This window comes from Kitasatospora sp. NPDC058406 (genome assembly GCF_042722765.1).
In the GTDB taxonomy this organism is placed as follows: Bacteria; Actinomycetota; Actinomycetes; order Streptomycetales; family Streptomycetaceae; genus Kitasatospora.
Map to the genome: position 1 here is coordinate 1 of NZ_JBHXKE010000292.1, position 10,001 is coordinate 10,001.

Here is a 10,001-nt window from a genome sequence, read left to right on the forward strand (position 1 = left end):
GCGCCGGCCCAGGGCCGGCGCCCCTCCCTCACGCGCGGTCGGTGCCCGTGAACCAGGCACCCGCCGGGCGTGGTTCGTCCGGTCGGAGCGGGGAGCCGGGGAGTGCCGACTCCCCGCCCCCGCCGGGCGGGTGGCACGCACCGCACCTGCTCAGAGGGCCTTCCCGGCTGCCGGAGCGGCCCGGGCCCGGGCCTGCTCGATCTCGTTGATATGGGCCTCCGTCCACTGCCGGAGCGCGGTGATCGGCTCCGCGAGGCTGCGGCCGAGCTCCGTCAGGTCGTATTCGACCCGGGGCGGCACGGTGGGGTACACGGTGCGGGCGACGAACCCGTCGGCTTCGAGGACGCGCAGGGTCTGCGTGAGCATCTTCTGCGACACGCCCTCGATGCGCCGACTCAGTTCGGTGTACCGCAGGGTGCCTTCGAGGAGGGCGTCCACGACCAGAACGGTCCACTTGCCGGAGATGTGATCGAGGACCTGACGGGTCGGGCACTTCGCGGAGTAGACGTCGGCGGGCAGCCCGGACGACTCCACAGTGGTCTTCATGCGGGGAGAGTAACGCACTAAATAGTGCCCTCTTCCCCGTGGAGAGCGACTCTCCAATAGTGAGTGACATGACGAGTCCCACGATGTCCGTCGCGGAAGCGATCCGCACCCGCCGCACCGTCCGCCACTACCGGCCCGACCCGATCCCGGAGGCGGCGCTCGACGCGCTTCTCGATCTCGCCGTCGAGGCCCCCACCAGCTGGAACCTGCAGGACCGGTCGATCGTCGCGGTGTCCGGGGGCGAGGGCCGTGCCGGGCTGGCCCGGGCCACGGGGGGCCAGCCCCAGCCGCAAGAGGCTCCGGTCGTCCTGGTCTTCGTCGCCGAACCCCAGTCCTGGCGCGAGGACCACGGCGACGTCTACGAGCAGGCGCGGCGCAGCGGAGCGTGGAGCGAGGAGTTCGCCGCGATGTTCTCCGCCGCGGCCCGGGTGTTCCAGGAGGATCTCGACCGGCGGGGGCTGCTCCGGGAGTACGCGGTCAAGGACGCCATGATCGCGGCGTCCTTCGTGATGCTCGCCGCCACGGAGCTGGGCCTGGCGACGTCGCCCATGAACGGCTGGGACGAGGCGAAGGTGAAGAAGGTGATCGGGATCGACGACCGTGACGACCTGGCCATCGCCCTGTTGGTGTCGGTCGGCTATCCGGCGGAGGAGCGGCGCCATCCGGGCCGGCGTGCCCGGGAGCGCACCGTCTTCCGCGAGGCGTACGGGGCCGACGGGGCGGGGAGCGCCGAACGCCGGGAGTAGGCCCCGCGCCGGGAGTGGTCCCATGCCGGGTGCAGGTCCTGCACCGGAGTGTTCGGGCGCCTCGCGGGTGAGGTCAGGGCTGAAGGCGGGGCGGGGACATCGTGTCCCCGCCCCGCCTCTTCGGTTCTCTTTGTCAACCAGGGTTGACGCCGGGCGAGTGTCAACCTAGGTTGACATCATGAGCGAGAGCGGAGAGCTCGCCGCTGCGGCGAGCAGCAGGGATCCGGCCGTGGGGTTGCGGGCGGTCCGTGCCCTGCGGGAGCTGGCGGACCGGCTGGAGGGACTCCAGGTGGGGAACGCGCGCGAGCGGGGGTGGTCCTGGCAGGAGATCGCGGTGTGTCTGGGGGTGACCAGGCAAGCGGTGCACAAGAAGTACGCGAAGCGCGGGACGGTCGACGTGAAGGACGGGGATTGAGCCATGTTCGAACGATTCACCGAAGGGGCCCGGCGGGTGGTCGGCCGGGCGGGGCAGGAGTCCGCGGAGCTCCGGCACGGCCACGTCGGCACGGAGCACTTGCTGCTGGCGGTCCTGACCGAGCCGGAGGACCCCGCGGCGCGCGTGCTGATCGAGGCCGGGCTGGATCACGAGGAGGCGCGACGAGCCGTCCGGCGGCTCCTCGGGGAGGGGGACGACGCGCAGGCGCTGGCCTCGATCGGGGTGGACCTGGACGCCGTCCGGGAGGCGGTGGAGTCGGTGTTCGGGGCGGGCGCCCTGGACGCGCCGCCGGAGGGCGGGTCGCGCCGGCGCGGGTGGTTCCGGTCGGACGGTCGGGCGGGGCGCAGGCCGTTCGGCGCGCGGGCGCGGAAGGCGATCGAGCTGTCGTTGCGCGAGTCGCTGCGGCTGAAGTCCGGTCACATCGCGGTGGGGCACCTGCTGCTCGGGGTGGTGCGGGAGGGCGAGGGGCTCGGGGCCCGGGTGATCGCCGCCCACGGGCTCGATCCGGTGGCCGTGCGGCGGGCGGTGGAAGTGGGGTTGGAGTGAGCGCGGAGTGACGGTGCGGTGAGCCAGGTGGACGGCTCGGGTGTGGCGCGGTGTACGGAGCGTTCGTGGACGAGACGGACCGTCAACTTGTCGGTTGAGCACATCGTCTGAATGGATATGATCGGCCGACTGCGTGTACCGAATCACCCGCCCGGAGACGTTTCGCGACGTCGGCCGGGCGGTCGCGCATTCGCCCCTCCCCGCTGCCGAGGACACCGCACCGATGACAGATCGCACCAGCCCCGACGGTGGTCCGCGCCGACGGCCCGCCGCGCGTACCAAGGCCCTGATGGCGGCCGCCGCCCTGCTGGCGGCGGTGGCCGGACCGGTGGGGGTGCTGCGGGCGATGGACGCCGGGCAGCCGCAGACCGCCGCCGCCGTGTGCGCGGTCGCCGCACTGTGGCTGATCGCGGTCTGGCAGGCGGGAACCGCCACCGAGCGGGCCCGCAGACTGGGCGAGGAACTGGCCGGGCACGACGACGCGGCCACGGCGGCGCTCGTGGTCGCCGATGCGGCCAGGCAGGCCAGGACGGCCGCCCTGCAGCTGGCAGCGCTCCGGGAGACCGAGCGGGACGAGGCCCTCGCCGAGCAGGCGCGCGCCGAGGCGGACGCCGCCACCGCCCGGGAGGAACTCGCCCTCGCGCGGGCCGAGGCCGAGACGGAGCGGGCCGAGCGGGCGGCGCTGGACCGGCTGGCCGACGAGGTGCTCCCCGAGGTGGCGAAGCGGCTGCGGACCGGCACGTCCGTGGACGGCGCACTGGCCGCGCACCGCGACCACCCCCAGTACCCGCTGCTGCGCGCCGTCGCGGAGGAGATCGGCCGGGGCGAGCGGCTGCGGGCCGCCGCCCTGGCGGTCTGCGCGACCGCCGCCGGCCGGGTCCAGGCACTGGCCACGAGCATGCACGCGGAGCTGCGCGAGATGCAGCACCGGCACGACGAGGAGGTCCTCGGCGACCTGCTCCGGTTGGACCACTCCACCGCGCAGGCCGGCCGGATGGCGGACGGCATCGCGGTGCTCACCGGCGCCCGTTCGGGCCGCCGCTGGGCGAAGCCGATCGCGGTGGAGTCGGTGCTGCGCGGCGCGCTCGGCCGGATCGGCGCCTACCAGCGGGTCCGGCTGCACAACGCGAGCACGGCCGCCGTGGCCGGGTTCGCCGCCGAGGGCGTGATGCACGCGCTGGCCGAGCTGATGGACAACGCCACCACCTTCTCCGCCCCGCCGGCCGAGGTGCACGTCTACGTCGAGGAGGTCCCGGCCGGTCTGGCGATCACCGTCGAGGACAGCGGCCTGGGGCTCGGCGACAGCTGGCTGCGCCGGGCCGAGCGGGCCGTCTCGGCCGAGCCGCTCGACCTCGCCACGCTGTCCGCGGGGACCAGGATCGGCCTCGCGGTCGTCGGTGTGCTGGCCCGCAAGTACGGGTTGCAGATCTCCTTCCGGCCCTCGGCGCGCGGCGGTACCGGGGTGGTGATGCTGATCCCGCAGCAGCTCGTCACGCACGCCGCGCCGGAGCCCGCCCCGGCGCCCGTCGCATCCGAGCAGATCGTGCCGGCCGGCCCGCGCCCCGCGCTCACCCCCGCGCTCACCGCTCCCGCACTGGCCGCTCCGGCACTGGCCGCTCCCGCTCCCGTTACCCAGACCCCGTCGGCCCGGGTGGCGGACCGGACTTCGGACCGGACTCCGGACCGGGCGCAGGCCCCGGAGTCGCGGTCGGTGCACGTCCCGGCGCCGGTCACCGACAGCGGCCTTCCGCAGCGCCGCCGCGGTCAGACGCTGACCTCGGCCGCCCCGCCGGCCGAGCCCGCCGAGCGGCCCGCCCGCACCGGCACGGCGACCGCCGCCGCCCGGTTCGGCGCGTTCCGCCGGGCCGCCCAGCAGGCCGCGGGCACCGACGTGCCGACCACGGACCCGACCCCGGACCCGACCACGTCCGACGCTTCCCCCGTCACCGAGAAGGACTCCTGATGAGCAGCGCCACCGACCGCGACCTCGACTGGCTGTTGGAAAACCTGCTGACCGCCACTCCCGGCACCCGGCACGCCCTGGTGCTCTCCGCCGACGGCCTCAAGCTCTGCCACACCTCCGGGCTGAACGCCGACCGGGCCGACCAACTGGCCGCCATCGCCTCCGGGCTGCAGAGCCTGGCGCACGGCGCGTCCATCGAGTTCGGCGACGGCAGCGGCGGCGTGCGGCAGTCGATGACCGAGTTCCACGGCGGCATCCTCTGCATCGTGGCCGCCGGTGAGGGCGCTCACCTGGCGGTGGTCACCGACGAGGACGCGGACGTGGGCGTGGTCGGCCACAACATGCACGGCCTGATCGAGCAGATCGGCGCCCACCTCAGCGCCCCGGCCCGGGACGACGCCCGGCCGGACGGCGGGTCGGGGGACGTCGTGACCGGTGAGGGTGCCCGGGCATGAGCGAGCGCGGGGGGAGCACCGACGGGCGGCCGGCCCTGCCGGGCCGGGACGACGAACCGGACCGCCTGTACACCATCACCCGCGGTCGCAGCCGGGCCCCGGAGAACGCCTTCGACCTGGTCACCCTGATCGTCGCCGAGCGAGAGCCGGCGCCGGGCATGCAGTCGGAGCACGCGCGCATCCTGCGGATGTGCGGGGCGCCGACCGCCGTGGTGGAGGTCGCGGCCGAGCTGGCCCTCCCGGTCTCGGTGGTGAAGATCCTGCTCGGCGACCTGCTGGAGGCGGGGTCGATCACCGCCCGCCACCCCCGGTTCGCGCCGAACAAGGCCCGGCTGCCCGATCTCGACACGCTGAAGCAGGTGTTGCATGGACTCCAACGGCTCTGAAGCCCCGGACACCGCCACCACCCCGGACGGTGCCCCGTCCCCGTCCCCGGAGGCGGCCCCCGACACCCGGCCGGCCCACCGGACCCCGCTGCGCCGCACCGCCGACAACGCGTTCAAGATCGTCGTGGTGGGTGGCTTCGGCGTGGGCAAGACCACGCTGGTCGGCTCGGTCAGCGAGATCCGCCCACTGAACACCGAGGAGACCATGACCAAGGCGGGCGAGGGGATCGACGACCCCTCGGGCGCCTGGGGCAAGCGGTCCACCACGGTCGCGTTCGACTTCGGCCGGATCACGCTCTCCGCCAGCCAGGTGCTGTACCTGTTCGGCGCGCCGGGCCAGGAGCGGTTCTGGTTCCTCTGGGACCGGCTGTTCAGCGGCGCCCTCGGCGCGGTCGTCCTGGTGGACACCCGGCGGCTGGCCGACTCCTGGTACGCCATCGACCGGCTGGAGCACCACGGCACGCCCTTCATCGTCGCCCGCAACAACTTCGGCGAGCCGACCCACACCCTGGAGCAGGTCCGGGAGGCGCTCGACCTGCCGCCCGAGGTGCCGCTGGTGGACTGCGACGCCCGCGACCGGGAGTCCGGCAAGCGGGTGCTGATCGAGCTGGTCCGCCACCTGGCCGCCCGGGCCGAGGCCGAGGCGGCGGGCACCCTCGTCGCCGCCACCGCCACCGTCTATGAGGAGAGCACCCCGTGACCGAGCCCGCCGTCACCCCGCCGCCGGGCTGCCCCGCGCACGCCGGCGCCGCCACGCCGCTGTACGGGCCGCGCTTCCAGACCGACCCGGCCCAGCTCTACCGTGAGCTGCGGGCCGCGCACGGCCCGGTCGCCCCGGTCGAGCTGGCCGGCGGCGTTCCGGCCTGGTTGGTGATCGGGTACCGCGAACTGCAGCTGGTGACCGGTCAGCCGCAGCTGTTCGGCCGGGACTCCACCCGCTGGACCGGCTGGGCGGGCGTTCCGGCGGACTGGCCGCTCAAGCCGATGATGGCCCCGGTGCCGTCGATCCTGTACGCCGAGGGCGAGGAGCACGTCCGCCGCTCCCGCGCGGTCACGGACGCGCTGGCCGCCGTCGACCCGTACGAGCTGCGCAAGCACTGCGAGGAGCTCGCCGACCGGCTGATCGACGGGTTCGCCGGGCGCGGCGAGGCCGATCTGGTCGCCGAGTACGCGCACCGGCTGCCGCTGCTGGTGCTCTGCCGGGTGCTCGGGCTGAGCGAGGAGCAGGCGCCCGTCCTGATCGAGGGGGTGCTGGCCATGCTGGACGGAGGCCCGGACGCGCCGGCCGGCGCGCAGCGGCTGCTCGCCACCATGCTCGACCTGGTGGAGGAGAAGGCCGGGCACCCGGGCGACGACGTCGCCTCGCGGATGCTGGCGCACCCGGCGGGCCTGGACCACGAGGAGGTCATGCGGGACCTGCGGGTGCTGTTGATCGCCGGCCACCAGCCCACCTCGTACTGGATCTCCAACGCGATGCGGCTGATGCTGACCGACGAGCGGTTCGCCGCCTCCCTCTCCGGCGGCCGGCGCAGCATCAGCCAGGCGCTGAACGAGGCGCTCTGGGAGGACAGTCCGACGCAGATCTTCGCCGGGCGCTGGGCGACCCGGGACACCCGGCTCGGCGGGCAGCGGATCGCCGCCGGGGACATGCTGCTGCTGGGCTTCGCGGGGGCCAACGCGGACCCGTCGGTGCGGCAGGCCGACGGCCGTCCGGCCGAGGGCAACCGGGCGTACCTGAGCTACTCGTACGGCGAGCACGGCTGCCCGTTCCCGGCGCAGGAGGCGGCGGAGGTGATCGCGACGACGGCGGTCGAGGTCCTGCTGGACCGGCTGCCGGACCTGCGGCTGGCGGTGGCCGAGCACGCGCTGGTGTGGCGCCCGTCGGCGTGGGTGCGCGGGCTGGTGGCCCTCCCGGTGTCGTACACCCCGGGGTACGCGGGCTGAGGCCCGCCGTCGTGAGCAGGACCAGGACCGAAGGAGAGTTGTCACCGATGACCGCAGCCCCCGCCCCGATCGTCCCCGCCCCGATCGTCCTCGACCCGCTGGCGCGCGACAACGCCGCCGAGGGCGCGTTGCTGCGGGCCGCCGGCCCGGCGGTTCCGGTGGTGCTGCCCGGTGGCGTCGCCGCCTGGGCGGTCACCCGGCACGCGGCCGCCCGTGACCTGCTGACCGACGCCCGGCTGGTCAAGGACGCCCGGCACTGGGCGGCTCTCCAGCGCGGCGAGGTGCCGAAGACCTGGCCGCTGATCGGTCTGGCCGTGCCCGGTCCGAGCATGGTGACCACCGACGGTGCCGAGCACCGGCGGCTGCGTGTGCTGGTGGCGCAGGCGTTCACGCCGCGTCGGGTGGAGCTGATGCGCCCGCAGGTCGAGGCGATCACCCGGGGCCTGCTGGACACGCTGGCGGCGGGGGACCCCGTGGTGGACCTCAAGTCGGCGTTCGCCTTCCCGCTCCCGATGACGGTGATCTGCTCGCTGCTGGGTGTGCCCGAGTCCGACCACGCCCACCTGCGGGACCTGTACGAGCGGTTCTTCGGTGCCCGGCCCGACCCGGGGGGCATCCAGGCGACCGTCGCGAGCCTCAACGCCTTCGTCAACGACCTGGTGGCGCGGCGTCGTTCGGCGCCCGGCGACGACCTGGCCAGCGCGCTTCTGCTGGCGGACACCGAGGGCGGGGCGCTGACCGACGCGGAGGCGGCGGCCACCCTGCGGGTGATCATCGCGGCCGGCCACGAGACCACGGTCAACCTCATCGGCAACGCGGTCCGGGCGCTGCTGGCGCACCCGGACCAGCTGGAGCTGGTGCGGGCGGGGCAGGTCGGGTGGGACGCGGTGGTGGAGGAGTCGCTCCGCTGGACGCCGCCGACCAGCAACTTCCTGTTCCGTTTCGCCGCCGAGGACGTTCCGGTGGGCGACGCGGTGATCCCCCAGGGGGACCCGGTGCTGATCTCGTACAACGCGATCGGCCGGGACCCGCTCCAGCACGGGGCGACGGCGGAGCTGTTCGACGTCACCCGGGACCCGATCCGGCACCTGTCCTTCGGCCACGGCCCGCACGTGTGCCCGGGTTCGCCGCTGGCCCGGCTGGAGGCGGGGATCGCGCTTCCGGCGCTGTTCGAGCGGTTCCCGGGGCTGGCGCCGGCGGTGCCGGACGAGGAGCTGCGGCCCAGCGGCTCGCTGGTGGTGAACGCACTCAAGGAGCTTCCGGTCAGGCTGTTCTGACGTGTCGTCGGGTGCGGGACGGCCGGGCGCGCGGACGGCGTGGCAGGGTCACAACTGGGGCACGTGGTGGTGAAGACGGTACGCGCACCTTGGCGGCACGTGGCGGCTGCGTTAACGTCATCAGATCGGCCGTCCGCCGCGTCCATGCCGAAACTCGATCTCCGGTACAGCGCAATGTCGTTCTGTCGTTTTGCCGAGCGTTTCACGCCCTGGCGAGGAGGACCGCATTGACCCCCACCCCGACCGTGCCGTCCACGCGTGCCCGCCGCCGTCTGCTCGCCCTGCCGGCGCTGCTGGCCGCGGTGGCGCTGACCGCGGCCTGTTCCAACAGCTCCGGTGGTTCGGACGGCGATGCCGACGGCGGGGCCAAGACCCTGTCCGGTGACTGTGCCAAGTACCAGCCGTACGCCGGACACTCGGGCAAGACCGTGACGGTCTTCGCGTCGATCCTCAGCCCCGAGTCGGACAACCTGGAGAAGTCCTGGGCGGAGTTCGGCTCCTGTACCGGCATCCGGATCAGCTACGAGGGCACCAACGACTTCGAGTCGCAGCTGCCCGTCCGGGTGAGCGGCGGCAACGCCCCGGACTTCGCGATCATCCCGCAGCCCGGCCTGCTGGCGCAGATGGTCAAGAGCGGCAAGGTGGCCAAGCCGCCGCAGCAGACCGTGGAGAACCAGGCGAAGTGGAGCCCGGTCTGGAAGACCTACGGCTCGGTCAACGGCACCTTCTACGCCGCGCCGATGAGCGCCAACATGAAGTCCCTGGTCTGGTACTCGCCGAAGTCGTTCAAACAGGCCGGCTACGAGGTCCCGAAGACCTGGGCCGACCTGATGGCGCTCAGCGACCGGATCGCCAAGGCCGGCGGCGGCAAGCCGTGGTGCGGCGGCATCGGCTCCGGGACGGCGACCGGCTGGCCCGCCACTGACTGGCTGGAGGAGGTGGTGCTCGGCTCGTACGGCGGCGAGGTGTACGACCAGTGGGTCAGCCACCAGGTGAAGTTCTCCGACCCGAAGATCGCCGCGGCCATGAAGACCGTCGCCGACTGGATGCAGAACCCGGCCTGGGTCAACGGTGGGTACGGTGACGTGAAGTCGATCGCGACCACCACCTTCCAGGACGCGGGCGCGCCGATCCTGACCGGCAAGTGCTTCCTGCTCCAGCAGGCCTCGTTCTACAAGGCGCAGTGGCCCAAGGAGGCGACGATCGGTCCGGACGGTGACATCTTCGCCTTCCGGCTGCCGGCGGTGAACCCCTCGGTGCCCAACCCGGTCGAGGGCGGCGGGGAGTTCCTCACCGCGTTCGCGAGCCGGCCCGAGGTGCAGGCGGTGCAGAACTACCTGTCCAGCGCGGAGTGGGCGAGCAGCCGGGTGAGGACGGCCACCGGCTGGGTCTCCGCCAACCAGGGCGTGGACAAGGGCCTGTACACCGACCCGATCGACCGGCTCTCCGCCGACGCGCTGACCGACCCGGCGGCGACCTTCCGCTTCGACGGCTCGGACCTGATGCCGGCCGCGGTCGGCGCCGGGCAGGAGTGGAAGTCGCTCACCGCCTGGTTCGCCGAGGGCCAGTCGATCCAGAAGACCGCCGCCGACATCGACGCCGCCTGGCCGCAGTAGCCGTCGCCCGGGCCGCGGTGCCGCCGTCCGGCGGCGGGCCGCGGTCCGGGCGCTGTCGGAGGACCGCCCGTCGAGGGCGGGGCGGG

Annotated in this window: 11 protein-coding genes; 10 read left to right on the forward strand and 1 reads right to left on the reverse strand. The window is 73.8% G+C overall.

Annotation, left to right across the window (positions count from 1 at the left end; all coding sequences use genetic code 11):
• Window positions 1–150: 150 nt before the first annotated feature.
• The gene (locus ACFWOG_RS35960; RefSeq protein WP_380363553.1) at window positions 151–546 is read right to left on the reverse strand and encodes a winged helix-turn-helix transcriptional regulator; all 396 of its coding nucleotides are present in this window, start codon (window positions 544–546) and stop codon (window positions 151–153) included.
• A 68-nt stretch (window positions 547–614) separates the two neighbouring features.
• On the opposite strand from ACFWOG_RS35960, the gene ACFWOG_RS35965 reads away from it, so the two are divergent.
• The 10 genes from ACFWOG_RS35965 to ACFWOG_RS36010 all read left to right on the forward strand — a co-directional run bounded on the left by ACFWOG_RS35965 (window position 615) and on the right by ACFWOG_RS36010 (window position 9,915).
• Window positions 615–1,292: a nitroreductase family protein gene (locus ACFWOG_RS35965; protein WP_329882584.1), complete on the forward strand. Its 678-nt coding sequence runs from the start codon at window positions 615–617 to the stop codon at window positions 1,290–1,292.
• Window positions 1,293–1,470: 178 nt separating this feature from the next.
• On the forward strand, window positions 1,471–1,707 hold the full coding sequence (locus ACFWOG_RS35970) for an RNA polymerase subunit sigma-70 (RefSeq protein ID WP_329882585.1): 237 nt from the start codon (window positions 1,471–1,473) through the stop codon (window positions 1,705–1,707).
• Between the two features lie 3 nt (window positions 1,708–1,710).
• Complete coding sequence (locus ACFWOG_RS35975) at window positions 1,711–2,274, forward strand: Clp protease N-terminal domain-containing protein (RefSeq protein WP_380363556.1); 564 nt, start codon at window positions 1,711–1,713, stop codon at window positions 2,272–2,274.
• A 223-nt stretch (window positions 2,275–2,497) separates the two neighbouring features.
• Entirely contained in the window at window positions 2,498–4,237 is a 1,740-nt protein-coding gene (locus ACFWOG_RS35980) for an ATP-binding protein (protein ID WP_380363558.1), read from the forward strand.
• Window positions 4,237–4,692 carry a roadblock/LC7 domain-containing protein gene (locus ACFWOG_RS35985; protein WP_329882588.1) on the forward strand — a complete coding sequence of 152 codons (456 nt, stop codon included), beginning with the start codon at window positions 4,237–4,239 and terminating at the stop codon, window positions 4,690–4,692. Before ACFWOG_RS35980 ends, ACFWOG_RS35985 begins: the two co-directional genes overlap by 1 nt.
• On the forward strand, window positions 4,689–5,078 hold the full coding sequence (locus ACFWOG_RS35990; protein ID WP_329882589.1) for a DUF742 domain-containing protein: 390 nt from the start codon (window positions 4,689–4,691) through the stop codon (window positions 5,076–5,078). Before ACFWOG_RS35985 ends, ACFWOG_RS35990 begins: the two co-directional genes overlap by 4 nt.
• Window positions 5,059–5,778 (forward strand): ATP/GTP-binding protein, encoded by a 720-nt coding sequence (locus ACFWOG_RS35995; protein ID WP_380363561.1) that lies wholly within the window; start codon window positions 5,059–5,061, stop codon window positions 5,776–5,778. The genes ACFWOG_RS35990 and ACFWOG_RS35995 overlap by 20 nt, the downstream gene beginning before the upstream one ends.
• Window positions 5,775–7,022: a cytochrome P450 gene (locus ACFWOG_RS36000; RefSeq protein ID WP_329882591.1), complete on the forward strand. Its 1,248-nt coding sequence runs from the start codon at window positions 5,775–5,777 to the stop codon at window positions 7,020–7,022. Before ACFWOG_RS35995 ends, ACFWOG_RS36000 begins: the two co-directional genes overlap by 4 nt.
• 47 nt (window positions 7,023–7,069) lie before the next feature.
• Window positions 7,070–8,299 carry a cytochrome P450 gene (locus ACFWOG_RS36005; RefSeq protein ID WP_329950000.1) on the forward strand — a complete coding sequence of 410 codons (1,230 nt, stop codon included), beginning with the start codon at window positions 7,070–7,072 and terminating at the stop codon, window positions 8,297–8,299.
• Window positions 8,300–8,526: 227 nt separating this feature from the next.
• A complete protein-coding gene (locus ACFWOG_RS36010; RefSeq protein WP_380363564.1) occupies window positions 8,527–9,915 on the forward strand; it encodes an ABC transporter substrate-binding protein in 1,389 nt (462 codons plus the stop codon).
• The last annotated feature ends 86 nt before the right edge of the window (window positions 9,916–10,001 follow it).